The 25,066-nt window shown below is 70.2% G+C and carries 24 protein-coding genes; 13 read left to right on the forward strand and 11 right to left on the reverse strand.

Annotated elements, in window-relative coordinates; translation table 11 throughout:
• Positions 1-23 precede the first annotated feature (23 nt).
• Both Ga0609869_RS13095 and Ga0609869_RS13100 read left to right on the forward strand, forming a co-directional pair.
• Positions 24-1,187 (forward strand): peptidoglycan DD-metalloendopeptidase family protein, encoded by a 1,164-nt coding sequence (locus Ga0609869_RS13095; protein ID WP_245972261.1) that lies wholly within the window; start codon positions 24-26, stop codon positions 1,185-1,187.
• Positions 1,188-1,305: 118 nt separating this feature from the next.
• Positions 1,306-2,529, forward strand: a complete 1,224-nt coding sequence (locus Ga0609869_RS13100; protein WP_125405183.1) for an MFS transporter — start codon at positions 1,306-1,308, stop codon at positions 2,527-2,529.
• A gap of 6 nt (positions 2,530-2,535) precedes the next feature.
• On the opposite strand, the gene Ga0609869_RS13105 is transcribed toward Ga0609869_RS13100, so the two are convergent.
• From Ga0609869_RS13105 to cysS, 4 genes are all read right to left on the reverse strand, one after another.
• Positions 2,536-3,303: a squalene/phytoene synthase family protein gene (locus Ga0609869_RS13105; RefSeq protein WP_125405181.1), complete on the reverse strand. Its 768-nt coding sequence runs from the start codon at positions 3,301-3,303 to the stop codon at positions 2,536-2,538.
• Positions 3,300-4,016 (reverse strand): class I SAM-dependent methyltransferase, encoded by a 717-nt coding sequence (locus Ga0609869_RS13110; RefSeq protein WP_125405178.1) that lies wholly within the window; start codon positions 4,014-4,016, stop codon positions 3,300-3,302. Before Ga0609869_RS13110 ends, Ga0609869_RS13105 begins: the two co-directional genes overlap by 4 nt.
• On the reverse strand, positions 4,016-5,635 hold the full coding sequence (cimA, locus tag Ga0609869_RS13115) for a citramalate synthase (RefSeq protein WP_125405176.1): 1,620 nt from the start codon (positions 5,633-5,635) through the stop codon (positions 4,016-4,018). The genes Ga0609869_RS13110 and cimA overlap by 1 nt, the downstream gene beginning before the upstream one ends.
• Positions 5,636-5,777: 142 nt before the next feature.
• Positions 5,778-7,181, reverse strand: coding sequence for a cysteine--tRNA ligase (gene cysS, locus Ga0609869_RS13120; protein WP_125405173.1), 1,404 nt, complete (start codon positions 7,179-7,181; stop codon positions 5,778-5,780).
• 162 nt (positions 7,182-7,343) lie between these two features.
• Here cysS and Ga0609869_RS13125 point away from each other — a divergent pair, with 162 nt between their 5' ends.
• The 4 genes from Ga0609869_RS13125 to Ga0609869_RS13140 all read left to right on the forward strand — a co-directional run bounded on the left by Ga0609869_RS13125 (position 7,344) and on the right by Ga0609869_RS13140 (position 10,629).
• Complete coding sequence (locus Ga0609869_RS13125) at positions 7,344-7,685, forward strand: MmcQ/YjbR family DNA-binding protein (RefSeq protein WP_125405170.1); 342 nt, start codon at positions 7,344-7,346, stop codon at positions 7,683-7,685.
• A gap of 86 nt (positions 7,686-7,771) precedes the next feature.
• Positions 7,772-9,163, forward strand: coding sequence for a pyridoxal phosphate-dependent decarboxylase family protein (locus tag Ga0609869_RS13130; RefSeq protein WP_125405167.1), 1,392 nt, complete (start codon positions 7,772-7,774; stop codon positions 9,161-9,163).
• A 93-nt stretch (positions 9,164-9,256) separates the two neighbouring features.
• Positions 9,257-10,012 carry an SDR family NAD(P)-dependent oxidoreductase gene (locus tag Ga0609869_RS13135; RefSeq protein WP_125405164.1) on the forward strand — a complete coding sequence of 252 codons (756 nt, stop codon included), beginning with the start codon at positions 9,257-9,259 and terminating at the stop codon, positions 10,010-10,012.
• Positions 10,012-10,629: a hypothetical protein gene (locus tag Ga0609869_RS13140; RefSeq protein WP_125405161.1), complete on the forward strand. Its 618-nt coding sequence runs from the start codon at positions 10,012-10,014 to the stop codon at positions 10,627-10,629. The genes Ga0609869_RS13135 and Ga0609869_RS13140 overlap by 1 nt, the downstream gene beginning before the upstream one ends.
• A gap of 98 nt (positions 10,630-10,727) precedes the next feature.
• Here the strand turns inward: Ga0609869_RS13140 and Ga0609869_RS13145 are convergent, their stop codons facing one another.
• Entirely contained in the window at positions 10,728-12,539 is a 1,812-nt protein-coding gene (locus Ga0609869_RS13145) for an ABC-F family ATP-binding cassette domain-containing protein (protein ID WP_125405158.1), read from the reverse strand.
• 86 nt (positions 12,540-12,625) lie between these two features.
• Between Ga0609869_RS13145 and Ga0609869_RS13150 the strand changes: the two genes are divergently transcribed.
• The 5 genes from Ga0609869_RS13150 to eno all read left to right on the forward strand — a co-directional run bounded on the left by Ga0609869_RS13150 (position 12,626) and on the right by eno (position 18,320).
• Positions 12,626-14,065: a protein adenylyltransferase SelO gene (locus Ga0609869_RS13150; protein ID WP_125405155.1), complete on the forward strand. Its 1,440-nt coding sequence runs from the start codon at positions 12,626-12,628 to the stop codon at positions 14,063-14,065.
• Positions 14,066-14,230: 165 nt separating this feature from the next.
• Entirely contained in the window at positions 14,231-15,493 is a 1,263-nt protein-coding gene (locus tag Ga0609869_RS13155; protein WP_125405151.1) for a cation:proton antiporter, read from the forward strand.
• A 149-nt stretch (positions 15,494-15,642) separates the two neighbouring features.
• Positions 15,643-16,056, forward strand: a complete 414-nt coding sequence (locus Ga0609869_RS13160) for a Fur family transcriptional regulator (protein WP_125405148.1) — start codon at positions 15,643-15,645, stop codon at positions 16,054-16,056.
• 67 nt (positions 16,057-16,123) lie between these two features.
• Complete coding sequence (locus Ga0609869_RS13165) at positions 16,124-16,999, forward strand: DMT family transporter (RefSeq protein ID WP_125405145.1); 876 nt, start codon at positions 16,124-16,126, stop codon at positions 16,997-16,999.
• 46 nt (positions 17,000-17,045) lie between these two features.
• A complete protein-coding gene (eno, locus tag Ga0609869_RS13170) occupies positions 17,046-18,320 on the forward strand; it encodes a phosphopyruvate hydratase (protein WP_125405143.1) in 1,275 nt (424 codons plus the stop codon).
• A gap of 103 nt (positions 18,321-18,423) precedes the next feature.
• Here eno and Ga0609869_RS13175 read toward each other — a convergent pair whose 3' ends face one another.
• Positions 18,424-18,621, reverse strand: a complete 198-nt coding sequence (locus tag Ga0609869_RS13175) for a hypothetical protein (protein ID WP_125405140.1) — start codon at positions 18,619-18,621, stop codon at positions 18,424-18,426.
• Between the two features lie 183 nt (positions 18,622-18,804).
• Here Ga0609869_RS13175 and Ga0609869_RS13180 point away from each other — a divergent pair, with 183 nt between their 5' ends.
• Positions 18,805-19,239, forward strand: coding sequence for a cupin domain-containing protein (locus Ga0609869_RS13180; protein WP_125405137.1), 435 nt, complete (start codon positions 18,805-18,807; stop codon positions 19,237-19,239).
• Between the two features lie 56 nt (positions 19,240-19,295).
• On the opposite strand, the gene Ga0609869_RS13185 is transcribed toward Ga0609869_RS13180, so the two are convergent.
• Positions 19,296-20,081: a sulfotransferase family protein gene (locus Ga0609869_RS13185; protein WP_125405134.1), complete on the reverse strand. Its 786-nt coding sequence runs from the start codon at positions 20,079-20,081 to the stop codon at positions 19,296-19,298.
• 31 nt (positions 20,082-20,112) lie between these two features.
• Complete coding sequence (locus Ga0609869_RS13190; protein ID WP_125405132.1) at positions 20,113-21,213, reverse strand: anhydro-N-acetylmuramic acid kinase; 1,101 nt, start codon at positions 21,211-21,213, stop codon at positions 20,113-20,115.
• Between the two features lie 66 nt (positions 21,214-21,279).
• Here Ga0609869_RS13190 and tyrS point away from each other — a divergent pair, with 66 nt between their 5' ends.
• The gene (gene tyrS / locus Ga0609869_RS13195) at positions 21,280-22,533 is read left to right on the forward strand and encodes a tyrosine--tRNA ligase (protein WP_125405129.1); all 1,254 of its coding nucleotides are present in this window, start codon (positions 21,280-21,282) and stop codon (positions 22,531-22,533) included.
• 347 nt (positions 22,534-22,880) lie between these two features.
• On the opposite strand, the gene Ga0609869_RS13200 is transcribed toward tyrS, so the two are convergent.
• The 3 genes from Ga0609869_RS13200 to Ga0609869_RS13210 all read right to left on the reverse strand — a co-directional run bounded on the left by Ga0609869_RS13200 (position 22,881) and on the right by Ga0609869_RS13210 (position 25,013).
• On the reverse strand, positions 22,881-23,849 hold the full coding sequence (locus Ga0609869_RS13200) for a DUF3179 domain-containing protein (RefSeq protein WP_125405126.1): 969 nt from the start codon (positions 23,847-23,849) through the stop codon (positions 22,881-22,883).
• Between the two features lie 110 nt (positions 23,850-23,959).
• Positions 23,960-24,514 carry a peptidylprolyl isomerase gene (locus Ga0609869_RS13205; RefSeq protein ID WP_125405123.1) on the reverse strand — a complete coding sequence of 185 codons (555 nt, stop codon included), beginning with the start codon at positions 24,512-24,514 and terminating at the stop codon, positions 23,960-23,962.
• Entirely contained in the window at positions 24,507-25,013 is a 507-nt protein-coding gene (locus Ga0609869_RS13210; RefSeq protein WP_125405120.1) for a peptidylprolyl isomerase, read from the reverse strand. Before Ga0609869_RS13210 ends, Ga0609869_RS13205 begins: the two co-directional genes overlap by 8 nt.
• Between the last annotated feature and the right edge of the window lie 53 nt (positions 25,014-25,066).

Consider the following 25,066-nt stretch of genomic DNA (forward strand, 5'->3'; position numbering starts at 1 on the left):
GGCCGAGAACGAGGAGTCGAGCAATGCCCGCCCGCACGCGCATCACGCCGCTTTGCACCGCCGCCCTGGGGCTGAGCCTGGCCGTTCTGGCCGGCTGTTCCGAGGGCTTCGATTACGATTTCCGCCCCGGCGGCGCCGGCACCGCCGAGGCGGTGCAGCTCCGCAGCGCCGCCCGGCCCGAGGCCGACAACCGCGGCGTGATCTCCTACCCCACCTACCAGGTGGCGGTGGCGCGCCGCGGCGACACGGTGGCCGACGTGGCCGCCCGCGTCGGGCTGCCCGCCAACGAGCTGGGCCGCTATAACGGCATCGCCCCCGACGTGCCGCTGAACTCGGGCGAAATCATCGCGCTGCCGCGCCGGGTGGCCGAGCCGTCGCCGGCGACGGGCGCGCCCGCCACCGGCGCGATCCGGCCCGCCGGAGAGGTCGACATCGCCACGCTGGCCGGCGACGCGATCGAGCGCGCCGATGGCGGCCGCAGCACCGCGGCGCCCGCCCGCGCCGCGCCCACCGGCCCGGAACCGGTGCGCCACAAGGTCGAGCGCGGCGAGACCGCCTATTCCATCGCGCGGCTCTACAACGTCTCGGTCCGCGCGCTGGCCGACTGGAACGGGCTGGGCCAGAGCCTGACCGTGCGCGAGGGGCAGTTCCTGCTGATCCCGGTCCCCGCCGCCGACATGCCCGCCGCCGCCCCGGCGCAGGCCACCGTGCCCGGCACCGGCTCGCCGACACCCACGCCGCCCTCGGCCGCCGCCCCCCTGCCCGAGGACGAGGAGACCGCCGCCGAGGCCGCCCCCGCCCCGGCCTCGCCCGCGCTCGACACCGAGAAAACCACGACGGCACGGATGCAGATGCCGGTGACGGGCAACATCATCCGCGGCTACGAAAAGCGCAGGAACGAGGGGATCGACATCGCCGCCGCGCCGGGCGCGGCCGTGCTGGCGGCCGATAACGGCACCGTGGCCGCGATCACCCGCGACACCGAGCAGGTGCCGATCCTGGTGATCCGCCATTCCGACAACCTGCTGAGCGTCTACGCCAATATCCAGTCGATCGCGGTGCAGAAGGGCGACACGGTCAGGCGCGGACAGAAGGTTGCCGAGGTGCGCGCGGGCGACCCTTCCTTCCTGCATTTCGAGCTGCGCAGGGGGATCGAAAGCACCGATCCGATGCCCTATCTGAACTGACGCCGCGCCCGGCCGCACGGGCGCGAGTTGGGTATTTTGACCAAGAAGAAGAGAGGGGCGCGGCGAACGCTGGCGGTTGGCCCTTTTCCCCGGCGCGCGGCGCCGCTAAGTCTGCGCCATGACAGACGTCACCGCCCCAGCCGCCGCCCCCGAGAGGCGCGCCAGACGCAACGTGACCGTCCTGGCGATGGCGCAGGCGTTTCTCGGCGCGCAGATGCCGATGATCTTCACGATCGGCGGGCTGGCGGGGCAGTCGCTGGCACCCAACCCGTGCTGGGCGACCCTGCCGATTTCGCTGATCGTGCTGGGCTCGATGCTGGCGGCGACGCCGCTGGCGGCCTTCATGCAGCGGTTCGGACGGCGCGCGGGGTTTTTCCTGGGCGCGGCGGGCGGCACGGCCGGGGCCACCGTCGGCGCGTTGGGGCTGTTTTACGCCTCCTTTCCGCTGTTCCTGGCCGGGGCGTTCCTGACCGGGCTCTACATGTCGGCGCATGGCTTTTACCGGTTCGCCGCCGCCGATACGGCCTCGGACGAGTTTCGGCCCAAGGCGATTTCCTACGTCCTGGCCGGCGGGCTGGCCGCCGCGGTGATCGGCCCGCAACTGGTCAAGGTCACGGCGCAGGCGATGGTGATCCCGTTCCTCGGCACCTACCTGGCGGTGATCGCGATCAACCTGATCGGCGCGGCGCTGTTTCTGTTTCTCGACATCCCGCGCCCGCCCGTGCCCTCGGCCGATGCGCCGCGGGGCCGCACGCGGCTGGAGCTGTTGAAGACGCCGCGCGTGGCGGTGGCGATCATCTGCGCGATGGTCTCTTACGCGCTGATGAACCTGGTGATGACCTCGACGCCGCTGGCCGTGGTCGGCTGCGGCTTCGACACGGGCACGGCGGCCGACGTGGTGACCGCCCACGTGCTGGCGATGTATCTGCCGAGTTTCTTTACCGGCCATGTGATCGCCCGGCTGGGGGTCGAGCGGGTGGTCGCGCTGGGGCTGGTGATCCTGGGCGCGGCCGGGGGCACGGCGCTGCTGGGGGTGGACCTGACCCATTTCTTCGTCGCGCTGATCCTGCTGGGCGTGGGCTGGAATTTCGGCTTTATCGGGGCGACGGCGATGCTGGCGGCGGCCCATGCGCCCGAGGAACGCGGCCGGGTGCAGGGGATGAACGACCTGCTGGTGTTCGGCGGGGTGACCATGGCCTCGCTGGCCTCGGGCGGGCTGATGAACTGTTCCGGCGGCAGCGCGCAGGAGGGCTGGATGTCCGTCAACCTGGCGATGGTGCCGTTCCTGGCGCTGGCGGGGGGCGCGCTGATCTGGCTGGTGATGCGGCCCCATGAGCGCTGACGCAGCTTACCACCGCCCCGAAAGAGTGCGGGCCAGGATATTGAAACGGCGTGAAAATTCCGATTCGGCAACGCGCCCCTCGGCGACCCGTCCAGGCGCCGTGGCGGCCCGGTTCAGGATCGCACCGGCGCGCCAGCCGGCCAGCAGCGCGGGCTGTGCCGCGGCAGGGATCTCGCCGCGGGCGGCCCTGGCACGGGCGAGCCGCGCAAGGGCGCCCCGCGCCAGCGCCGCCACCGCCGGCGCGCGGTCGTCGGGCAGCGGGCTGTGGCCACGCGCCGAAAGCTCGGGCACGGCGAGCAGCCAGTTGGCCATGCCCGCCGCCTGGGCCAGGTCGCGCACCGCCCCCTCGCCCGTCCGGGCCCCCAGCGCGCGGGCCGCGGCCCAGACCAGGTGGCCCGAGGTGGCGTCGATATACGCCTCGAGGGCGGCGGCATCGGGAAAGGGCGCGCCGGCGATGTCGCGGCGGCGGGCGGCCACCAGCGCGTCGAGCAGGCGCGCCTCGTCGGGTCCGATCGCCTGGGCCAGCGGGGTGGCCACCTCGTGGCGGCGCACCGGCGCGCCGCCGGCGATTTCCGCCAGCGCGTCGCGCCACCATTGCAGGCGCATCTCGGCGATCAGCGGTTCGGCCGTGACCCAGGGGGCGCGGGCGACCTCGAGGTTGAAGGCATAAAGCGGAAACAGCACCGCGCGCGCACCCGGCGGCGCCGCCATGGCGGCGAGAAAGCGGTCGGGGTCGCCGCGGCGGACCAGGTCGGCGCAGGCCGCAATGCTCATGCCGGGCGCGCCACGGTCACGAGATAGCCGTACTCGGCCCGGCAGGCGCGCCAGGTGGCGATTTCCTCGTCGGCCTCGTCCAGAACGGCCGCCAGGGCCGCGTCGGCGCCCGGGCGCAGGGTGGCGACGCGCTGTTCCATGGGGGAGAAATAGGCCTCCCACGCCGCATCGGACACCGGGCGCTGCCCCAGCACCTGAAACCCCGCGGCGCGCACCTGCGCTGTAACGCCTGCCACGCCGGTCATCTGCGGGTACTCGGCGGCCCAGTAGGCGCGCGCCCTCTCTGACGGCGTATCGGTGAACCAGCATGCCTGGGAAAAGGCCACGGCGCCGCCGGGGGCGAGCGCAGCGCGCCAGCGCCCCAGCCCCTCGCTCACCCCGAGAAAATAGAGCGCACCGGCCGACCAGATCAGGTCATAGGGGCCCGTCAGCTCGCCCATGTCGCCCTGGCGCACGGTCACACGGGGCTCCCCGGCAAACCGCGCCGCGGCCTGGGCCACGAAGCCCGCATGCAGGTCCACCGCCTCGACCCGGCCCTCGGGCACATGGGCCAGCAGCCCGGCGATATCGGCGCCGGGCCCGCAGCCGGCATCGCAGATCGCGCCATCGGGTGGCGGCGAGGCGAGGCCAAGCGCCCAATCGAGGCTGTCCCGGTCGCCCGGGCCTTCGCGCGGCAGGCCCCGATGCAGGGTGAAAAACGCGGCCCAATCCATCAGGCCGGCGCCCCGTCGCGCACCAGCTTCCAAACGATCGCGTCCAGCAGCGCCTCGAAGCTGGCATCGACGATATTGGCCGACACGCCCACGGTCGACCAGCGGTTGCCCTGCCCGTCCTGGCTGTCGATGATGACGCGGGTCACCGCCTCGGTGCCGCCATTGGTGATGCGCACCTTGAAATCCACCAGCCGCATATCGTCGATATAGCTCTGGTACGGCCCCAGGTCCTTGGCCAGCGCGCGCGACAGCGCGTTGACCGGGCCGCGGTCGTTGCCCTGCGGGTCGAGGCTTTCGGAGACGGAAAGCTTCTTGTCGCCGCCGATCTTGACCACCACCACCGCCTCGGAGAGGCTGACCACCCGGTTGCGCTTGTCGCGGCGGCGTTCCACCGTCACGCGGTAGCGCTTGACCTCGAAAAACTCGGGCAATTCGCCCAGCACCCGGCGCGCCACCAGCTCAAAGCTCGCCTGGGCGGTGTCGTAGGAATAGCCCTGCCCCTCGCGCAGCTTGACCTCTTCGAGGATGCGGGAAAGGCGCGGGTCGCCCTTTTCCACCGCGATGCCCGCCTCGGCCAGGCGCTTGCGCAGGTTCGACTGCCCGGCCTGGTTCGACATCGGGATGATGCGCGCGTTGCCCACGCGGCCCGGCTCGACATGTTCGTAGGTCGAGGGGTCCTTGGCGATGGCGCTGGCATGCAGCCCCGCCTTGTGCGCAAAGGCCGAGGCGCCCACGTAAGGCGCGCTTTTCAGCGGCACCCGGTTGAGGATCTCGTCAAGCAGGCGCGAGGCGCGGGTCAGCCCTGCGAGCGCCTCGTCGCTGACCCCGGTCTCGAGCCGGCCGGCGAAGGGCTCTTTCAGCTTCAGCGTCGGGATCAGCGAGGTCAGGTTGGCGTTGCCGCACCGCTCGCCCAGCCCGTTGAGCGTGCCCTGCACCTGCCGCACGCCCGCCTCGATGGCGGCCAGGCTGCCGGCCACCGCGTTGCCGGTGTCGTCATGGGTGTGGATGCCGAGATGGCTGCCGGGGATGCCCGCTGCGATCACCCGCGCGGTGATCTCGCCCATCTCGGCGGGCAACGTGCCGCCATTGGTGTCGCAGAGCACGATCCAGCGCGCGCCGGCCTCGTGCGCGGCCTTGCAGCAGTCGATGGCATAGGCCGGGTCGGCCTTGTAGCCGTCGAAGAAATGCTCGGCATCGAACAGCGCCTCGCGGCCCTGGGCCACCACATGGGCGATGGACCGGGCGATGTTCTCGACATTTTCCTCAAGGGCGATGCCCAGCGCCTTGGTGACGTGGAAATCGTGGGTCTTTCCGACGAGGCAGATGGCCGGAGTGCCGGCATTCATCACGCCGGCCAGCACCTCGTCGTTCTCGGCGCTGCGCCCGGCGCGCTTGGTCATGCCAAAGGCGGTCAGCCGCGCGCGGGTGTCGGGGGCGGCCTCGAAAAACGCGCTGTCGGTGGGGTTGGCCCCAGGCCAGCCGCCCTCGATGTAATCGACGCCGAGCGCGTCCAGCACCTGGGCGATGCGGATCTTCTCGTCGGTGGAGAACTGCACGCCCTGCGTCTGCTGCCCGTCGCGGAGCGTGGTGTCGTAGAGGTAAAGGCGTTCGCGCGTCATGGGTGGCTCCCGGGTCGTTTGGAAGCGCCAGCCTCACCGCCTGCCCCGCCCGGGCCAGCGGCCCGGGCCGCGCCCGACCCGCCCCCCCGGGGCGGGCGCGATTGCGCCCTCCCCGCGGGCCGGGCGCGGCCCTCTGTTGCGCTCATTCCCATTCGATCGCACCCATTTCCAGATCCGCCAGCTTCGCCGGGTCGAACCCAGCCCCCGGCACCAGCTCGACCCCCGCCTTGCTCATCCGCACCTCGACGCCCGCGGCCACCAAGGCCGCCTTCAGACGGTCGACCTCGGCGAAATCCTTGCTCTCCATCGCTGTCGCCCGCGCCTCGGCCAGCCGCGCCTCCCAGCCGCTCAGATCCACCTCCGGCGCCGCGGCCCACTCCCCCAGGTCGTCGCCCAAGAGCCCCATCAGCCCGGCCGACGCCTTCAGCAAAGCCGCCTCCCCCGCCCCCGCCAGGGCGTGCAACGCCGCGATCGCGCCCGGCGTGTTCAGGTCGTCGGAAAGCGCCGCCACCACCTCGGGCGCGGGGCCCGGCGCGGGTTCGATGCCCGCGACGAGCCCCCGCCACTTGCGCAACACCGCCTCGGCCTCGCGCGCCTTCTCGGCGGTCCAGTCCATCGGCTTGCGGTAATGCGTGCCGAGGAACACGAACCGGATCACCTCGCCCGGAATGCCCTGCTCCAACAGCTCATGCACGGTGAAGAAATTGCCGAGCGATTTCGACATCTTCTTCCCCTCCACCTGCAGCATCTCGTTATGCATCCAGACCCGGGCAAACTGCCCCTCCGGGTGCGCGCAGCAGCTCTGGGCGATCTCGTTCTCATGGTGCGGGAAGGTCAGGTCGTTGCCGCCGCCGTGAATGTCGAAGCTCTCGCCCAACAGCGCATGGCTCATCGCCGAGCACTCGATATGCCAGCCCGGCCGCCCGCGGCCCCAGGGGCTGTCCCAGCCGGGCTGATCGGGCTCCGAGGGCTTCCACAGGACGAAATCCATCGGGTCGCGCTTGTAGGGTGCCACCTCGACCCGCGCGCCGGCGATCATGTCGTCCACCGACCGGCCCGACAGCGCCCCGTAGGTGGCATAGCTCTTCACGTCGAAGAGCACATGCCCCTCGGCCGCATAGGCGTGGCCCTTGGCGATCAGCGCCTCGATCATCGTCACCATCTCGGCGATGAACGCCGTGGCGTGGGGTTCGTGAAACTGCGGGTCGCCCGAATAATCCACCCCCAGCGCGGCCATGTCCTCGTGATACCAGCGCGTCGTGGTCTCGGTCAGGTCGTCGATGGAAATCCCGCGCTCCTCGGCGCGCGCGATGATCTTGTCCTCAACATCGGTGATGTTGCGCACATAGGTCACGTGCCCGGCCCCGTAGACGTGGCGCATCAGCCGGTAGAGCATGTCGAACACCACCGCCGGCCGCGCGTTGCCCAGATGCGCCCGGTCATAGACCGTGGGCCCGCAGACATAGATCCGCACATTCTCCGGATCGAGCGGCTCGAACCGCTCCTTGGCCCGCGTTTTCGTGTTGTAAAGCCTGATCTCGGTCATCGGCACGTATCCCTACCGCAGGTTCGGCCCGGGTTCTGGCACAGATCGGCGGCGATGGAAATACGACCGGCCGCGCGGCGTCACGCGCCTGTCACGCAACCCCGTCAGCCTGCGGCCGAATGAACGGATCGGCAGCGCGCGAATCGGGCTAGGCTGGTAGGCATGACGGAAGACGACCTCATCGCATTCTGCGACGCCCGCAAGGGCGCCACCCGCGAACAGCCCTTCGGGCCACAGACCGACGTGTGGAAGATCGGCGGCAAGATCTTCGCGATGATGGCCCATGGCAGCGATCGGGTGTCGCTGAAATGCGCCGATGCCGAGATCGCCGACATGCTGGTCTCCACCGGGCGCGCCGGCAAGGCGCCCTACCTGCCCCGGGGCGGCTGGATCGCCGTACCGGTCTCGACCACCGACGAGACCGAGCTGAAAGAACGGCTCATGGCCAGCTACGAGGCGGTGCTCCATTCGCTGCCCCGGAAGGTGCGCGACGGCCTGCGCTGAGGCGCGCCCTTGCCCCTTCTTCTTGGCTGAAATACCCACTTCGCACCGCTTGCCGACAGGACGGGCGGCCAGAGCGGAGGGCCCCGATGAACCACGACGACCTCGCCCACTGGTCGAAACGCGCCGCCGACTGGGCGCGGGCCTATCACGCCGGGCTGCGCGACCGCCCGGTCCGGGCGCAGACGCGCCCCGGCAACACCGCGGCCCGCCTGCCCGTGGCCGCCCCCGAGACCCCCGAGCCGATGGAGGCGATCTTCGCCGATTTCGAGGCTTTCGTGCCCGGCGCGATGACCCATTGGCAGCACCCCCGCTTCTTCGCCTATTTCCCCGCCAATGCCGCGCCCGCCTCGATGCTGGCCGAGCAGTTGGCCAATGCCATCGCCGCCCAGGCGATGCTCTGGCAGACCGCCCCGGCGGCGACCGAGATCGAAGAGGTCATGCTGGGCTGGATGCGCCGGGCGCTGGGGCTCGCCCCGCATTTCACCGGCACGATCCACGACAGCGCCACCACCGCCACGCTGGCAGCGGTATTGACCATGCGCGAGCGCGCGCTGGGCTGGGCGGGCAATACTGCCGGGCTGGCCTTGCAGCCGCGGCTGCGGCTTTACGCCAGCGCCCAGGCCCATTCCTCGGTCGACAAGGCCGCGCGGGTGGCGGGCATCGGGCAGGACAACCTCGTCAAGGTGGCCACCGACGCCGATTTCGCCATGGACCCGGCCGCGCTCGACACCGCGATCCGGGCCGACCTGGCGGCGGGGTATCGCCCCGCCGGCCTCATCCTCTGCGTCGGCGGCACCGGCATCGGCGCCTCGGACCGGATCGGCGACAGCCTGGCGGTGGCCAGGGCGCACGGGCTTTACACCCATGTCGACGCCGCCTGGGCGGGCTCGGCGATGATATGCCCCGAGTTCCGACCGCTTTGGGCCGGCATCGACGGTGCCGACTCGATCGTGATGAACCCGCATAAATGGCTCGGCGTGCAGTTCGACTGTTCGCTGCAATTCCTCGCCGACCCGGCGCCGCAGGTCAAAACCCTCGGGCTGCGTCCGGATTACCTGGAAACGCTCGGTCAAAGCGATGTGACCGACTTCAACGAATGGACGCTGCCCCTGGGCCGCCGGTTCCGGGCGCTGAAGCTGTGGTTCACGCTGCGCGCCTACGGTCTGGAGGGGTTGCGCGCGCGCATCCGCAACCACGTCGCCTGGGCCGAGGAGGCGGCGGCGGCCATCGCCGCCCTGCCCGGCCTGGAGATCGTCACCGCGCCGCGGTTGTCGCTCTTCACCTTCGCCTGCACCGACGACGCCGCGACCGAGGCACTGCTGCGGCGCATCAACGACGACGGGCGCATCTACCTGACCCAGACCCGGCACGAGGGCCGATTCGTCATCCGCGTGCAGGTCGGCCAGTTCGACTGCACCCGCGACGACGTGACGACCATTCCCGCCGTCCTGGCCGATCTGGCCGGGCACGGCGGATGACCGGCGCGGGACGCCGCCGCCGGCGCTAGGGGCTGGACAGCGCCGCCACCCGGGCGCTAGCACTGCCCGGGCCACGCATAACGAGGGACGCCCATGCAGTTTTCCGAAGTCAAGGCGATCGTCACCGGCGCCGCCTCGGGGCTGGGCGCGGCCACCGCCCGCGCCTTTACCGCGGCCGATGCCGCGGTCACCATTCTCGACCGCGATGCTCAGGCGGGCGCGGCGCTGGCCGCCGAGATCGGCGCCGGGTTTCAGCCCCTCGACGTGACCGACGAAACCTCGGTCGAGCAGGCCATCGGGGGGGCGGCCGACCAGATGGGCGGCATCAATGTCTGCGTCAACTGCGCCGGCATCGCCACCGCCCAGCGCACGCTGGGCCGCGACGGCGCCCACGGCCTCGACAGCTTTCGCCGCACGGTGGAGATCAACCTGATCGGCACGTTCAACGTGATGCGGCTGGCCGCCGCCGAGATGGCGCAGAACCCGCCCGATGCCGATGGCGAGCGCGGGGTGATCGTCAACACCGCCTCGATCGCCGCCTATGACGGGCAGAAGGGCCAGGCCGCCTATGCCGCCGCCAAGGCCGGCGTCGCGGGGCTGACCCTGCCGGTGGCGCGCGACCTGTCGTCGCTGGGCATCCGGGTGGTCGCCATCGCGCCCGGCGTGTTCCGCACGCCGATGCTGGAGGGGCTGGGCCCCGAGGTGATGGACGGGCTGGCCGCCGAGGTGACCTGCCCGAAACGGCTGGGCGACCCGGCAGAGTTCGCCGGGCTGGTGCGCCACGTCATCGAAAACGGCTATCTCAACGGCGAGGTGATCCGGCTGGACGGCGCGCTGAGGATGCGCTGATGCCCCGGCCCAACCGCGTCGCGCCGGATGGCACCTTCCTGGCCACCGCCGCGCGCGGCACGCTGATGGGCAACCGCGGCATCCTGCACGACGCCGCCGGGCGGCTGACCCACAGGCGCTGGCGGCACAAGGCCTGGATCTGTTGCCAAGTGTCGTTCAAGGGGCGCAGGCGGGCAGTGATGGCGCCGGGCGCCTATACCGAGCTTTTCTTCCTCGACGAGGCGGTGGCGCTGGCCGCAGGGCACCGGCCCTGCGCGGAATGCCGCCGCGCCGATTACCGGCGCTACCGCGCCGCCTGGGGCGGCGACCCGGCGGCCGCCGAGATCGACGCAGCGCTGCACGCCGCCCGCGCGGTGCCGCGCATGTTTCGCCAGCGCCGGCATCTGGCCCGCGCCGAAGACCTGCCCGACGGCGCCTTCGTGCTGCACCCCGAGGACGCGACGGCCTGGCTGATCGAGGGGCAGCGCGCCTTGCGCTACAGCCCCTCCGGCTATGACGCCGCCGGCCCGCGGCCGCGCGGGACGCTCACGGTGCTGACGCCGGAGCCGAGCCTGCGCGTGCTGGCGGCAGGGTATCGGCCAAAGCTCCACCTTTCCGTTTTTATTGCTTTGTCTTAGGGCGTTTTTCTCAGGCATTGCATCAATAAAGACGCACAGCCCGTGGCCAAGCGTGCGCCGTGGGTATTTTTGCCAAGAAGAAGCGGAAGCGCGGCGCGTTATCCGGCGGCTTTCTCTTCCAGGCTCAGCCATTCCTCTTCGGCCGCCGCCAGCGCCTGTTGCCGCGCGACGAGAGCCTCGCTGGCCTTCTTGAATTTCAGGGGCTCGCGGCTGAAAAGCTCCGGGTCGGAGAGGAATGCCTCGAGCTTTGCGATCTCGGCCTCCAGCCGCTCGATCAGGCCGGGAAGCTCGGCGAGGCGGTGCTCTTCGGTAAAGCTGAGCGCCGGTTTTTGCGCCATCGCGCGGGACCTGGCGGCGGGCGCGGAGGGCTTTGGCTTGCGGTCTTCCCTGGGCGCGGCGACGGCGCCCCGCTGGGCGCGGTAGTCGGACCAGCCCCCGGCGTAGACGGTGGCACGCCCGTCGCCCTCCATCGCGATGGTGGTCGAGGCCACACGGTCGAGGAAATCGCGGTCGTGGCTGACCAGCAGGACCGTGCCGTCATACTCGCCCAGCAAGTCCTGCAGAAGATCGAGCGTTTCGACATCGAGATCGTTGGTCGGCTCGTCAAGCACCAGCAGGTTGCTCTGCCGCGCCATGATGCGGGCCAGCAAGAGCCGCGCCTTCTCGCCGCCGGACAGCGCCGAGACCGGCGCGCGCGCCTGGGCCTCGTCGAAGAGGAATTCCTTGAGGTAGCCCACCACGTGGCGCGGCTGGCCCCGCACCATCACCTGGTCGGACTGGCCCGAGACGCGCATACCGGGCGCGCCGGTGAGGCTATCCCAAAGGCTGAGATCGGGGTCGAGCGCGGCGCGGTTCTGGTCGAAGACCGCCATTTCGATATTGGTGCCGAGGATCACCTCGCCGGTATCGGGGGGCAGCCGGCCGATCAGCATTTCCAGCAGCGTCGTCTTGCCCGCCCCGTTGGGGCCCACCAGCGCCACCCGCTCGCCGCGCTGGATGCGCAGGGAAAACTCGCGCAGGATCGTGCGGTCGCCAAAGCGCTTCGAGATGCCGCGCGCCTCGATCACCCGCTTGCCCGATTTCGGCCCCGCCTCCAGCGCCATCGCCGCGGCGCCCTGGCGGCGGATCATCGCCGCGCGTTCCTCGCGCAGCGCCTGCAGCGCGCGCACCCTGCCCTGGTTGCGCTTGCGCCGGGCCGAGATGCCCTCGACCGCCCAGCGCGCCTCGGCCTTGATCTTGCGGTCCATCTTGTGGCGGGCGAGATCCTCTTCCGCCCAGACCTTGTCGCGCCAGGCCTCGAAATCACCGAACCCCGCCTCCTGACGGCGCACCCGGCCGCGATCGATCCAGAGCGTGGCGCGGGTCAGCGCGCGCAGAAACGCCCGGTCGTGCGAGATCAGCACATAGGCCGTGCGGGTTTCGCTCAGATGCGTCTCCAGCCAGCCGATCGCCGCGATGTCGAGATGGTTGGTGGGCTCGTCGAGCAGCATCAAGCCGGGCGCCTCGGCCAGCAGCTTGGCCAGCGCCGCGCGCCGCCGTTCGCCGCCCGAGGCGGTCTCGACCGGCGCGGCGGGGTCGAGTTTCAGACCCTCCGACACCATGTCGACGCGATATTCCTCGCCGGGGGCCAGCGCGGAGGCGGCGAAATCGCCCAGCGTGGCAAAGCCCGAAATGTCGGGATCCTGCTCCATGTAGCCCACGGTGGTGCCCGGCGAGAGCACGCGCGCGCCGCGATCGGCCTCGACCAGCCCGGCCATCACCTTCATCAGCGTGGATTTGCCCGACCCGTTGCGGCCCACCAGCGCCACCCGGTCGCCCGGCTGGATCACCAGGTCCAGCCCATCGAAGACGGGATCGCCCCCGAAGGTGAGGGCGATGTCGGACAGCTGCAAGAGGGGGGCACGGGCCATGGCGGCGAGGTAGAGGGCTGCCGCGCCCCCGTCAACCGCGCAGGCGCGGGATTTCACCGGGCGGCCCGCCGCCCTATATCAGGGGTATGACCCTGCAAATCGCCTTCGACAATTCCTACGCCCGCCTGCCCGACCGCTTTTTCACCCGGCAGGATCCGGTTCCGGTACGCGCGCCCGCGCTGATCAAGCTCAACGCGGGGCTGGCCGAGGCGCTGGGCCTCGACCCGGCGGCGCTGGCCACCGAAGCGGGCATCGCCATGCTGGCGGGCAACCGCGTGCCCGACGGCGCCGCGCCCCTGGCCCAGGCCTATGCCGGGCACCAGTTCGGCGGCTTCGTGCCGCAACTGGGCGACGGGCGCGCGATCCTTCTGGGCGAGGTCGTGGACCGAGACGGGCGGCGGTGCGACATCCAGCTCAAGGGGGCGGGGCGCACGCCCTACAGCCGCATGGGCGACGGGCGGGCCTGGCTCGGCCCGGTCCTGCGCGAATACATCGTCTCCGAGGCGATGCACGCGCTTGGCATCCCCACGACACGCGCGCTGGCCGCGGTGACCACGGGCGAGGACGTCTTCCGCGAGGCCCGCCTGCCCGGCGCCGTGCTGACCCGGGTCGCGGCCAGCCATATCCGCGTCGGCACCTTCCAGTTCTTCGCCGCCCGGCGTGACACCGAGGCGCTGACGGCGCTCGCCGATCACGTCATCGCGCGCCATTACCCCGAGGCCGGCAACGCCCTTGGCCTCTTCGAGGCGGTCATCGCCGCCCAGTCGCGGCTGGTCGCGCAATGGATGGGCGTGGGCTTCATCCACGGCGTGATGAACACCGACAACATGTCCGTCGCCGGCGAGACCATCGACTACGGGCCTTGCGCCTTCCTCGATGGCTACCACCCCGAGACGGTGTTCAGCTCGATCGACGTGCAGGGGCGCTATGCCTATGCCCGCCAGGCCGATATCGCCGCGTGGAACCTCGCGCAATTCGCCCTCACCCTGCTGCCGCTGATCGACCCGGACCGCGATGCCGCGGTCGAAACCGCCACCGCCGCGCTGAACGCCTTTCCCGAGCGGTTCAAATCCGACTGGCTGGCCACCTTCCGCCCCAAGATCGGGCTCGCCAGCGCGGAAGACGGCGATGCCGAGCTGATCCACCGCCTGCTCGACCTCATGGCCGCCGAGCGCGCCGATTTCACCAACAGCTTCCGCGCGCTCGCCGGGGGCCGGGCGCGCGCGCAGGTGCAGGACCGCGCCCGGTTCGACGCCTGGGCGGCCGACTGGCAGGCCCGGCTCGCCCGCGACCCGCAATCGCCCGAGGCCCGCCGCGCGCAGATGCAACGGGCCAACCCCGCCCTGATCCCGCGCAACCACCGGGTCGAGGCGGCCATCGCCGCGGCGCTCGCGGGCGATCTCGCCCCGTTCGAGCGGCTGACCGGCGCCTTGGCCAAGCCCTTCGCCGACGACCCCGCCGTTGCCGACCTCGCCGCACCGCCAGAGCCCGCCGAAGAGGTGCGCCAGACCTTCTGCGGCACCTGACCGCCCGCCGCGGACGGCCCGGGCTTCTTCTGGCCCGAAATATCCCGGGGGGGCCGCCCGGCAACGGGCGGCGGGGGCAGCGCCCCCGAAACGCCGCCATGCCGCCTCGCCGCGGCCCGTTCCGGCGTGTTATGGCCCGACCGAACCCCACCAGCGGACCGGCCCATGAATATCCTTCAGATCGCCTCCCTCCTGATCGTGCTCGCCGCCGCCTTCGGCGCGATCAACTATTTCGTGCTGCGCCTGCCCCAGGCGATCGGCATCCTGATCGTCGCGCTCGGCGCCTCGCTCGCGGCGATGGCGCTCGACCTGGCCGTGCCGGGGCTCGGCATCGCCGACACCCTGCGCGCCGCGGTGCTCGATATCGACTTTTCCGACGCGCTGCTGGAGGGGATGCTGGGCCTGCTGCTCTTCGCCGGGGCGCTGCATGTAAAGCTGGAGGATCTGCGCGTCCAGGCCTGGGCGGTGCTCTTGATGGCGACGATGGGCGTGGCGCTTTCGGTCGCCGTGGTCGGCGCGGGGTTTTCCTGGCTCACCGGTATGCCGCTCATCGTGGCGCTGGTGTTTGGCGCCATCGTCTCGCCGACCGACCCGGTGGCGGTGCTCGGCGTTCTGCGCGAGGCCAACCTGCGCCGGTCGCTGGAGACCAAGATCGCCGGCGAGAGCCTGTTCAACGACGGGGTGGCCTATGTCGTGTTCCTCGTCCTCGTGGGCTTTGCCTTTCCGGGCGGCGGCCATGGCGGCCACGGCGACGAGGCCAGCCCGGTGCTGGACGCGCTCCGGCTCTTCGTGCAGGAGGCCGGCGGCGGCGCGGTGCTGGGCGCGGTGCTGGGCTGGCTGACCTTCCAGGTGATGAAGCGGATCGACGATTACGCGCTGGAGGTGCTGATCACGCTGGCGCTGGCCTTCGGCGGCTACGAGCTGGCCGTCGCGCTCCATGTCTCGGCGCCGATCATGGCCGTGGTCGCGGGGCTGATGATCGGGCATGTGGGCATGAAATACGGCATGTCCGAGGAAACCCGCAACTATGTCGACGCCTTCTGGAAGATGGTCGACGAGATCCTCAACGCGGTCTTGTTCCTGCTGATCGGGGTCGAGGTTTTCGCCGTGGTGTTCGACGCCGATTTCCTGCCCGCGGCGGTGGCGGCGATCGGGCTGGCGCTGGTGGCGCGGCTGGTGGCCGTCGCCGTGCCGGTCATGCTGCTGCGCCCGTTCCGGGACTTTTCGCCCGGTACGATCCCGATCATGACCTGGGGCGGGCTAAAGGGCGGCATATCGGTCGCGCTGGCGCTCAGCCTGCCCGACAGCGAGTGGAAGCCGCTGATCCTGACGGCGACCTATGTCGTCGTGGTCTTTTCGATCATCGTGCAGGGGCTGACGGTGGCGCCGCTGGCGCGCCGGCTGGGACGCGAACCCGACCTCGTCTGAGCCCCGCGCGCCGCGGGCACGAAACCCCTGCAAGGAATTTTGCCCGGAAATTCGGTTTTTCTTGGCCCGGCCCCGCTTTGAGCGCACCGCGGGGGCTGGAAACGCCGCGGCGCTGCCGCTAAACCGACGCTCCGAAGCGAGGAGCGGCCATGACCGAAACCATCATCGCCCGCTGCGAGGCAAAGGGCCTGCGCATGACCGACCAGCGCCGGGTGATCGCCCGCGTTCTGGAAGAGAGCGACGACCACCCCGACGTGGAAGAGCTTTATTCCCGCGCCAGCGCCGTTGACCCGAAGATCTCGATCGCCACGGTTTACCGCACGGTCAAGCTGTTCGAGGAGGCCGGCATCCTCGAAAGGCTCGAATTCCGCGACGGCCGCGCCCGCTACGAGGATGCCGAGCGCGACCACCACGACCACCTCATCGACCTCAACACCGGCGAGGTGATCGAATTCGTCGACCCCGACATCGAGGCGCTGCAGGAAAGGATCGCGCAAAAGCTGGGCTATCGGCTGAAAGGCCACCGGCTGGAGCTTTACGGCGTGCCCCTGAAAAAGGGCTGAGTCCCCTTCCCCCGCCCCGCGGCGCAGGCTAAGCGGTGGCAAACGCTCGTCTTTGGGATCGGCCTTCATGGAAAACCTGCGCGGCATTCTTCTGATGGTCGCCGCGATGGCGGGGTTTGCCATCGAGGACATGTTCGTCAAGCGCGTGGCCGACAGCCTGCCGGTGGGCGAGATCCTGATGGTGCTGGGCGCGGGCGGCGCGGTCATCTTCGGTGCGCTGGCCCGGTTGCGCGGCCAGCGCCTGCTGACCCCGGTTCTGTTCACCCGTCCGGTGATGCTGCGCAACCTCGGCGAGATCGTCGCCACCGCGGGCTTTGTCACCGCCATCTCGAAAACGCCGCTGTCCTCGGCCTCGGCGATCATCCAGGCGACACCGCTGGCGGTGACGCTGGGCGCGGCATTGTTCATGGGCGCGCAGGTGGGCTGGCGGCGCTGGAGCGCGATCGGGGTGGGTTTTGCCGGGGTCCTGCTGGTCGTGCGGCCGGGGCTGGAGGGGTTCCAGCCGGCCTCGCTCTTCGCGGTGCAGGCGGTTGTGGGGCTGGCGCTGCGCGATCTTGCCACGCGGGCGACGCCGCGCAACGTGGGCTCGCTGCAACTGGCCGCCTATGCCTTTGCCCTGCTGGTGCCGCTCGGGGCGGTGATGCTGGCCCTCGGTCCGGGCCCGGTGCCCATCGGCGGGGCCGACGCGCTGCGCCTTGCCGGCGCGCTGGTGATGGGCACCGCGGGCTATTACGCCATCGTCGAGGCGATGCGCATGGGCGAAGTCGCCGTGGTGACGCCGTTTCGCTACTCCCGGCTGGTCTTCGCCATCCTGATCGGCATGGCGGTATTCGCCGAACGGCCCGACGCCGCGACCCTGACTGGGGCCGCGCTGATCATCGCCTCGGGCCTCTACACGCTGACCCGGGAACGGGCCCTTTCCATGCGCCGCGCCCGGCGCTAGAAGACCCCCGAGTTTGCGAGTGCAGCATAGAAAGGGACGCCCCCCCATGAGCACCATCATCGACATCATCGGCCGTGAGATCCTCGACAGCCGCGGCAACCCGACCGTCGAGGTCGACGTGATCCTCGAAGACGGCACGATGGGCCGCGCGGCGGTGCCCTCGGGCGCCTCGACCGGCGCGCATGAGGCGGTGGAAAGGCGCGACGGCGACAAGGCGCGCTATCTCGGCAAGGGCGTGCTTGACGCGGTGGCTGCGGTCAACGGCGAACTGGCCGAGGCGCTGGTGGGCTTTGACGCGACCGAGCAGGTGGGCATCGACCACGCGATGATGGAACTCGACGGCACCGAGAACAAGGGGCGGCTGGGCGCCAACGCCATCCTCGGCGTCAGCCTGGCGGTGGCGAAGGCCGCAGCCGATTACACCGCCCAGCCGCTTTACCGCTACGTGGGCGGCACCTCGGCGCGCATCCTGCCGGTGCCGATGATGAACATCATCAATGGCGGCGAGCACGCCGACAACCCGATCGACATCCAGGAATTCATGATCATGCCGGTCGCCGCGCCCACGATGCGCGACGCGGTGCGCATGGGCTCGGAAGTGTTCCACACGCTGAAGAAAGAGCTTTCGGCGGCGGGCCACCTGACGGGCATCGGCGACGAGGGCGGCTTTGCGCCCAACCTCTCGTCCACCCGCGACGCGCTGGATTTCATACTCAAGAGCATCGAGAAGGCCGGCTACAAACCGGGCGAGGACGTGTACCTCGCCCTCGACTGCGCCTCGACCGAGTATTTCGAGGCCGGCAAATACGAGATGAAGGGCGAGGGCCTGTCGCTCTCGGCCGCCGAGAATGTCGACTACCTCGCCAAGCTCTGCGCCGACTACCCGATCATCTCGATCGAGGACGGCTGCGCCGAGGATGACTGGGAGGGCTGGAAAGCCCTGACCGAGGCGCTGGGCGACAAGGTGCAGCTGGTGGGCGACGATCTGTTCGTGACGAACCCCAAGCGGCTGGCCGACGGCATTTCGCAAGGTGTCGCCAACTCGATGCTGGTCAAGGTCAACCAGATCGGCACCCTGACCGAGACGCTGGCCGCCGTCGAGATGGCGCACCGCGCGGGTTATACCAACGTGATGTCCCACCGCTCGGGCGAGACCGAGGACGCGACGATTGCCGATCTGGCCGTCGCCACCAATTGCGGGCAGATCAAGACCGGGTCGCTGTCGCGCTCGGACCGGCTGGCGAAATACAACCAGCTGATCCGCATCGAGGAGATGCTGGACGAAAGCGCCGTCTACGCGGGTGCGTCGATCCTGAAATGATGCGAAAGCGCCGCCCCAAGGGGCGGCGCCGCGCGCTGCGCGCGCAAGTTGGGTATTTGGACCAAGAAGAAGTCAGCGGCCGATGATACCGGCGCCGGCGGGCCTAGCCCAGCAGGCGGTAGACACCCCGCGTCGATTCCTGATCCTGCATCGCATCGATCAGGTCGCGACCGTCTTCGGTGGGTCGGCCCCAGGCATCGACCCAGCCACGGCCACGGGCGGCCTGATCCGGCCGTTCGGCCGGGTGCATGAAGTGGCGCGTCACCCCGAAGATGCGCGTCAGAATGTCGTCGTTGCTCATGTGTCGCGTTTCCCGCTACGCAGATTGCGGCGCCGGGCCGGGCGCCGCCTTGCTGGTTTCGCGCGACAGGTAGCAGAATTGCTGCATTGCAGCAATCCGGCCCCGGCCCCAATTTCCGCAAGGCAGCATTGCGCCGGGCGGGAGGCTCTTTCCGGCGCGAATATCCGGGGGTAAGGTATGCCCATGCATGCAGAAACCATCATCGCCCATCTCGACCTTCGGCCCCATCCCGAAGGCGGCTGGTATCGTGAAACCTGGGTGGCCGAGACCGAGGGATCGGCCCGGCCGGCGGGCACCGCGATCTACTATCTGCTGGCGGCGGGGCAAAAGAGCCACTGGCACCGGGTCGATGCCACCGAGATCTGGCATTTCTACGCCGGCGCGCCGCTGATCCTGTCGCTGGCCGAAACGCAGGCCGGCCCGGCGCGCGACCTCACCCTCGGGCCGGACCTGGCCGCGGGTGCCCTGCCGCAGCTGATCGTGCCCGCGCATCACTGGCAGGCGGCGGAGAGCACGGGCGACTGGACGCTGGCGGGCTGCACGGTCAGCCCGGGCTTTCGCTTCGACGGGTTCGAGATGGCGCCGCCGGGCCTCGACATTCCGCGGGCTGAGGGCTGACGGGTGCTGAACCGGCCTTCAGCGCGCCGGCCGGCACTGCGCCTTTCGGGTGCGGCCTAGGTCGCGGTCGCGGGCAGCGTCTGGCGCACTGGATAGTCCAGCTCCCGGAAATCGCGCGCGTAGAGGCGGTTGACGATGTCCAGCGCCTCGGGCGTGTAGGCCTGTGCGACGCGGTCGCTGGCGCCGGTGCGCCGGCCCCGGCTTTCGATCGCCCTGGCGTCGGTGGGGCCGAAAATGCGCGTCAGCACCTCGGCCAGATCCTCCTCCAGCCGCTCCGTGCGGCCGATGAAATCGAACGCCGCCACCGGCAACAGCAGGATATCGGTCTGCGGCGCCCAATGCGGGTCGAGCGTCAGCCCGCCGGCATCGAGGAAGCGGCAGAAATCGGCAAACCCGGGCGGTGCGTCATCCGGCCAGTCGCCGAACCATTCGGTAAAGGGGCGCGCCTGCGGGCGGCGGCCCAGGATCTTGTCGGAAAAGGCCGAAAGCGTGCGGGTATAGGGGTCACGCACGAAGGTGAACTTGACCCCCGCCTCCAGCGCGCGGACGCTTCGGGCCGAAAGATAGGACGGGCGCAGGTAAGCGTCCTTCACGTCGCCGGCCTTGGCAAAACGGCGGCGGTAGGTGGACCGCTCTGCCAGCGCCGAGGTGACGGTGGTGTTCGCCGCCTTGGGCACGCGGCTGTAGAAAAACCCGTCGGCCGGCGAATAGGCGCCCCGCGGGTCGACCTTGAAAAGGCTGCACCGGCCCCGATAGGGATAGCGGCGGTAAAACGGCAACAGCCGCGCCGAGAGCGCGCGCGCCGCCGGTTCCAGCAGTTTGTCTATGCGTTTATGGCCCATGGCCCCCTGTTGCCCCGAGCCGGGTCCAAGGTCAACGGGGCGGCGCGCTGACCTGCCCGCCGCCCACCGCCGCGGCGACCCCCGTCGTGGACGGGCCGGATGTGGGCAATCCGCGCGCCACCCTGACAGCGAGATGGGCAAAGGCCTGGGCCTCCAGCATGTCGCCGTTCAGCCCCACCGCCTCGACCTGCAGCGCCGGCACCTGAGACCGTTCGATCAGCATTTCCATCATCAGCGGGTTCAGCCGCCCGCCGCCCGCAACCAGAAGACGCTCGGGCGGCTCGGGGCAATGTTCCAGCCCGCGCGCCACGGCCGCCGCCGCGGCAGCGGTCAGCGTCGCGGCGGCATGGGCATCGGGCAGCGGCGCCACCGCGTCGACCAGTCCCGCAAAGGCGTTGCGGTCCAGCGATTTGGGCGGCATGCGCAGGAAATAGGGATGGTCCAGAAACACAGCGATCACCCCCTCGTCGGGAATGCCCTCCGCCGCCAGCGCGGCGTCGCGGTCCAGCGCCAGGCCGCGGCGCGCCTGCATCAGATCGTTGAGCGGCGCGTTGGCCGGGCCGGTGTCGAAGGCCAGCAGCGCGCCCGGCGCCTCGGGTCGGGCGCACGCGGGATCGACCCAGGTCAGGTTGCCCACCCCGCCGAGATTGACGAAGGCCAGCGGCGCCTCGGCACCGATCCACCGCGCGCAGGCGAAATGGAAGAACGGGGCAAGCGGCGCGCCCTGCCCGCCCATCTCGACATCGGACGACCGGAAATCCCACACCACCGGAAGGCCCAGCACCTCGGCCAGCACGCGCCCGTCGCCGGCCTGATGCGTGCCGCGCCCGCGGGGATCGTGGGCCAGTGTCTGGCCGTGAAAGCCGATCAGCTCGACACCGTCGAAGCGGGACAAAAGCTCCGCATGGGCGGTCTCCACGACCTCTGCCGCGGCCTCGACCCCGGCCTCGCCGGGCCAGCGGCCTAGGGCGGCGGCCAGGGTCGCGCGCTCGGCCTCGGAATAGGGACGGTACGCGGTCTCGCCGAATTCGAGAACGGTTTCGCCATCGGTGACCACCAGCGCGGCGTCCACCCCGTCGAGCGAGGTGCCCGACATCGTGCCCAGCGCCCGCAACGGCCGCGCATCGCCCATGGCCTTTCCCTTCCCAGCCAGCCCCGATATATCACTGGCGAAATCCACACCAAGGGACAAGGGCCGATGACCTATCACCCCAAATCAGACTTCCTGCGCGTGATGATCGAGCGCGGCTATCTGGCCGACTGCACCGATTATCAGGGGCTGGACGAGGCGCTGATCGCGGGGGTCGTACCGGCCTATATCGGCTTTGACGCCACGGCGCCGTCGCTGCACGTGGGCAGCCTGATCCAGATCATGATGCTGCGCTGGCTGCAAAAGACCGGGCACAGGCCGCTGGTGCTGATGGGCGGGGGCACCACCAAGGTGGGCGATCCCAGCTTTCGCGCCGACGAGCGGCCGTTGCTGACGCCCGATCAGATCGACGCCAACATCGCCGGCATCAAGGAGGTTTTTTCCAGCTACGTGACGTTCGGAGACGGGCCGGCCGATGCGCTGATGCTCAACAACGCAGAGTGGCTGGACGGGCTGAACTACCTCGACTTCCTGCGCGACGTCGGGCGGCATTTCTCGGTCAACCGGATGCTCAGCTTCGAAAGCGTGAAATCAAGGCTCGACCGGGAGCAGAGCCTCAGCTTTCTCGAATTCAACTACATGATCCTGCAGGCCTATGACTTCCTCGAACTCAACCGCCGCTACGGCTGCCGGCTGCAGATGGGCGGCTCGGACCAGTGGGGCAACATCGTCAACGGCATCGACCTGACCCGCCGCATCCTCGACGACGAGGTATTCGGGCTGACCTCGCCGCTGTTGACCACGGCGGACGGCAAGAAGATGGGCAAATCGGCCGAGGGCGCGATCTGGCTGAATGCCGAGATGCTGAGCCCTTACGCGTTCTGGCAGTTCTGGCGCAACACGGCGGATGCCGATGTGGGCCGGTTTCTCAAGCTCTACACCGAGTTGGAGATCGAGGAGTGCGAAAGGCTGGGTGCGCTCGCCGGCTCGGAGATCAACGACGCCAAGATCGTGCTGGCCAACGCGGTCACCGCGCTCTGCCACGGGGCCGAGGCGGCGACCGCCGCCGAAGCCACCGCGCGCGAGGTGTTCGAAAAGGGCGGCGCCGGCGACGAGTTGCCGACGCTGACGCTCAGCGCGGCGGAGCTGGGCGAGGGCATTTCGGTGGTGCAGTTGATTACCCGCTCGGGTCTCGCCAAGTCCGGCAAGGAGGCCAAGCGGCTGATCGCCGACCAGGGCGCACGGCTGAACGACGCGCCCTTGACCGATGCGGGGCTGATGATCGGACCCGCCGACCTGGCCCGGCCGATCAAGCTCAGCGCCGGCAAGAAGCGCCACGCGCTGGTGACGCTGGACGGCTGAGCCCCCGGCGCCGCGCCCCGGGGCCGGCGTGGCGCCGTTTGGGTATTTGCACCAAGAAGAAGGGCAAGGGCGGCGCGCCACCCCTGCGCTTCTTCTGGCAAGAAATATCCCCGCCGGAGGCAGGCGCCGCAAGGCGCCTCCCGCACGGATCGGCCAGGCCGCGCGCGCCGGGCCAGGGCGCGCCGCCGCCCCGTTGGACGCGTCCACATGCAGCGTGATCGCGGTGAAATCGCGGATATCGTCGGCGGGGAAGGTGATCGTCGGATCGATGGTCCGGCCCTTCGACGACGTTCCCGTTGTCCGTGGCGATCGCGCCGTCGGTCAGACCGCCCAGCCCGGAGCGGCCGTCAGTCGACCATCCATGTCCCTTCGGGCCAGAAGGCGTGGAAGGCAAACGCGAACAGCACGTCATGGGGCAGGTCGCGGCCCGCGCCGTCGCGCACCCGGATGTTGCCGACATCCCGGCCCTGCCCGATCGCCGCGCTGTCGAGCGCCGAGGCCTGCCCCGCGCGCCAGCTGATCACCACGCCGGCCTCGGCGATCTCGCCGGCGTCGCGCAGCCGCGAAAGCGGCCAGGCGCGCGCACCCACCCGCACCACGCGGGCGAGCGGCGGGATGCCGTGGGGCGGATCTTCGCCCCGGTAGAGAAAGGGCCGGCGCGCGCCGTCGTAGCCGACATAGGGGTTGCGGCCATAGGCGCGGGGCCAATCGGGCTGATCCATCACCAGACCCTCGGGATGAGCGGCGCGGAAGGCGGCCCAGCTTTGCATCCAGGCGGGGAGTTGGGTGAGCTGCGTGCCGGTGTAGCGCCCGACGATGCCCTCGCCGGTGGCCTGTTGCCACCAGCTTTCGCTCTGGCGGTCGTACATCACCATGTCGGAGTTGCGCAGCTTGCCGGTGACGCCGAAATCGAGCACCTCGCCGCCCACCTGCCGGTCGAAAACGAGGCCGGAATTGCACAAGGGGCAGAAGGTGACGGCGACGGGCCGGCCCGCGACGGTGTCGTTCACGATCTCGTGCCAGGTGAGGTAGCGGATCGGGTAGGCGCGCGCCGGCCCGGCACCGAGGTCGAGCACCATCACGGGCTCGCGGTCGGAGAGCCGGGTCTCGCCCGCCGCCGGGCGGAAGGCCGGGGCGGACAGCGCGGGGATGCCGTCGCGCCCCGGCCCGCCCGAGACGATCTCGCCCCAGCCGCCCACGGCGCTGCGGCTGAAATCGGTTTTCGGGAACTCGTTGGCCCAGAAGGTCGGATCGGCCGCAGCGGACCCGGCCCAGAGCCAGAGCGCAAAGAGCGCGAAAAGCCGTGTCGGTGGCATCGCCGGTCCTCCCTTTCGAAAAAGCGAAGAATGGCAGATGCCGCCCCGCCTGCCGAGCCCGGCTCACCGGAAGGTGACGCGGCGTGTGCCGGGCGCGCCGGGCGCGGGCGTCACTCGGTGACGGTGACCGTCACCATACGGTCGGGCTGACCCATGACCGCGCCGTTGCGGCCCTCGCCGCGCTTGATGGCATCGACCACGTCCATCCCATCGGTCACGCGGCCGACCACGGTATATTGACCGTTCAGATGCGGCGCCGGGGCGAACATGATGAAGAACTGGCTGTTGGCCGAGTTCGGGTCCGCCGCGCGGGCCATGCCGAGGGTGCCGCGGGCGAAGGGTTCATCCGAGAACTCCGCGGCCAGGTCGGGCTTTTCCGACCCGCCCATGCCGGCGCGGCGCATGTCTTCGCCGAACGTGCCGAATTCCACGTCGCCGGTTTGCGCCATGAAGCCGTCGATGACGCGGTGGAACACCACCCCGTCATAGGCCCCCTCCTGGGCCAGCTCGACGATACGGGCGGTATGGGCGGGGGCGACATCCTCCAGCAGGTCGACCACGATGGTGCCGTTGGCCCCCTCGCCGGCGACCTCGATCTCGAGGCCGGTGGCCAGCGCCGGGCCCGCGGCCAAGGTCAGGGCGAAGGCGAGGGCGAGCTTACGCATCGGCGGCCACCTTGACGCTGAGCATGCGGTCGGGGGTCGCGGGCGGCTCGCCCCGCGTGATGGCGTCGACATGTTCCATCCCCTCGATCACGCGGCCATAGACGGTGTACTGGCCGTTGAGGAAATGGTTGTCGGCGAAATTGATGAAGAATTGCGAGTTGGCCGAGTTGGGGTTCGACGACCGCGCCGCACCCAGGGTGCCGCGGTCATGGGGGATGCGCGAGAACTCGGCCGGCAGGTCGGGCAGGTCCGACGCGCCGGTGCCAGCGCGGCGCAAATCGAACCCCTGTTCGGCATTGCCGTTGGCCACGTCGCCCGTCTGCGCCATGAAGCCGTCGATCACCCGGTGGAACACCACGTTGTCATAGGCGCCGGCGCGGGCCAGCTCTTTCATCCGGGCGCAATGGGCGGGCGCCACGTCGGGCAACAGCTCGATGGTCACCGGGCCGTCCTTCAGCGCGATGACGATGGTGTTTTCGGGGTCCTTGATCTCGGCCATTCCGGGCGCTCCTTGGCTGCGTTTCGCGCGGCAACCTAGTGCGGCATATCGCT

This window comes from Rhodovulum iodosum, assembly GCF_041020385.1.
Lineage (GTDB): Bacteria > Pseudomonadota > Alphaproteobacteria > Rhodobacterales > Rhodobacteraceae > Rhodovulum > Rhodovulum iodosum.

Excerpts from the sequence above, each read along its gene's own strand:
- Ga0609869_RS13095 (WP_245972261.1), top strand. The coding sequence starts at position 24 with ATGCCCGCCCGCACGCGCATCACGCCGCTTTGCACCGCCGCCCTGGGG.
- Ga0609869_RS13100 (WP_125405183.1), top strand. The coding sequence starts at position 1,306 with ATGACAGACGTCACCGCCCCAGCCGCCGCCCCCGAGAGGCGCGCCAGA.
- Ga0609869_RS13105 (WP_125405181.1), bottom strand. The coding sequence starts at position 3,303 with ATGAGCATTGCGGCCTGCGCCGACCTGGTCCGCCGCGGCGACCCCGAC.
- Ga0609869_RS13110 (WP_125405178.1), bottom strand. The coding sequence starts at position 4,016 with ATGGATTGGGCCGCGTTTTTCACCCTGCATCGGGGCCTGCCGCGCGAA.
- cimA (WP_125405176.1), bottom strand. The coding sequence starts at position 5,635 with ATGACGCGCGAACGCCTTTACCTCTACGACACCACGCTCCGCGACGGG.
- cysS (WP_125405173.1), bottom strand. The coding sequence starts at position 7,181 with ATGACCGAGATCAGGCTTTACAACACGAAAACGCGGGCCAAGGAGCGG.
- Ga0609869_RS13125 (WP_125405170.1), top strand. The coding sequence starts at position 7,344 with ATGACGGAAGACGACCTCATCGCATTCTGCGACGCCCGCAAGGGCGCC.
- Ga0609869_RS13130 (WP_125405167.1), top strand. The coding sequence starts at position 7,772 with ATGAACCACGACGACCTCGCCCACTGGTCGAAACGCGCCGCCGACTGG.
- Ga0609869_RS13135 (WP_125405164.1), top strand. The coding sequence starts at position 9,257 with ATGCAGTTTTCCGAAGTCAAGGCGATCGTCACCGGCGCCGCCTCGGGG.
- Ga0609869_RS13140 (WP_125405161.1), top strand. The coding sequence starts at position 10,012 with ATGCCCCGGCCCAACCGCGTCGCGCCGGATGGCACCTTCCTGGCCACC.
- Ga0609869_RS13145 (WP_125405158.1), bottom strand. The coding sequence starts at position 12,539 with ATGGCCCGTGCCCCCCTCTTGCAGCTGTCCGACATCGCCCTCACCTTC.
- Ga0609869_RS13150 (WP_125405155.1), top strand. The coding sequence starts at position 12,626 with ATGACCCTGCAAATCGCCTTCGACAATTCCTACGCCCGCCTGCCCGAC.
- Ga0609869_RS13155 (WP_125405151.1), top strand. The coding sequence starts at position 14,231 with ATGAATATCCTTCAGATCGCCTCCCTCCTGATCGTGCTCGCCGCCGCC.
- Ga0609869_RS13160 (WP_125405148.1), top strand. The coding sequence starts at position 15,643 with ATGACCGAAACCATCATCGCCCGCTGCGAGGCAAAGGGCCTGCGCATG.
- Ga0609869_RS13165 (WP_125405145.1), top strand. The coding sequence starts at position 16,124 with ATGGAAAACCTGCGCGGCATTCTTCTGATGGTCGCCGCGATGGCGGGG.
- eno (WP_125405143.1), top strand. The coding sequence starts at position 17,046 with ATGAGCACCATCATCGACATCATCGGCCGTGAGATCCTCGACAGCCGC.
- Ga0609869_RS13175 (WP_125405140.1), bottom strand. The coding sequence starts at position 18,621 with ATGAGCAACGACGACATTCTGACGCGCATCTTCGGGGTGACGCGCCAC.
- Ga0609869_RS13180 (WP_125405137.1), top strand. The coding sequence starts at position 18,805 with ATGCATGCAGAAACCATCATCGCCCATCTCGACCTTCGGCCCCATCCC.
- Ga0609869_RS13185 (WP_125405134.1), bottom strand. The coding sequence starts at position 20,081 with ATGGGCCATAAACGCATAGACAAACTGCTGGAACCGGCGGCGCGCGCG.
- Ga0609869_RS13190 (WP_125405132.1), bottom strand. The coding sequence starts at position 21,213 with ATGGGCGATGCGCGGCCGTTGCGGGCGCTGGGCACGATGTCGGGCACC.
- tyrS (WP_125405129.1), top strand. The coding sequence starts at position 21,280 with ATGACCTATCACCCCAAATCAGACTTCCTGCGCGTGATGATCGAGCGC.
- Ga0609869_RS13200 (WP_125405126.1), bottom strand. The coding sequence starts at position 23,849 with ATGCCACCGACACGGCTTTTCGCGCTCTTTGCGCTCTGGCTCTGGGCC.
- Ga0609869_RS13205 (WP_125405123.1), bottom strand. The coding sequence starts at position 24,514 with ATGCGTAAGCTCGCCCTCGCCTTCGCCCTGACCTTGGCCGCGGGCCCG.
- Ga0609869_RS13210 (WP_125405120.1), bottom strand. The coding sequence starts at position 25,013 with ATGGCCGAGATCAAGGACCCCGAAAACACCATCGTCATCGCGCTGAAG.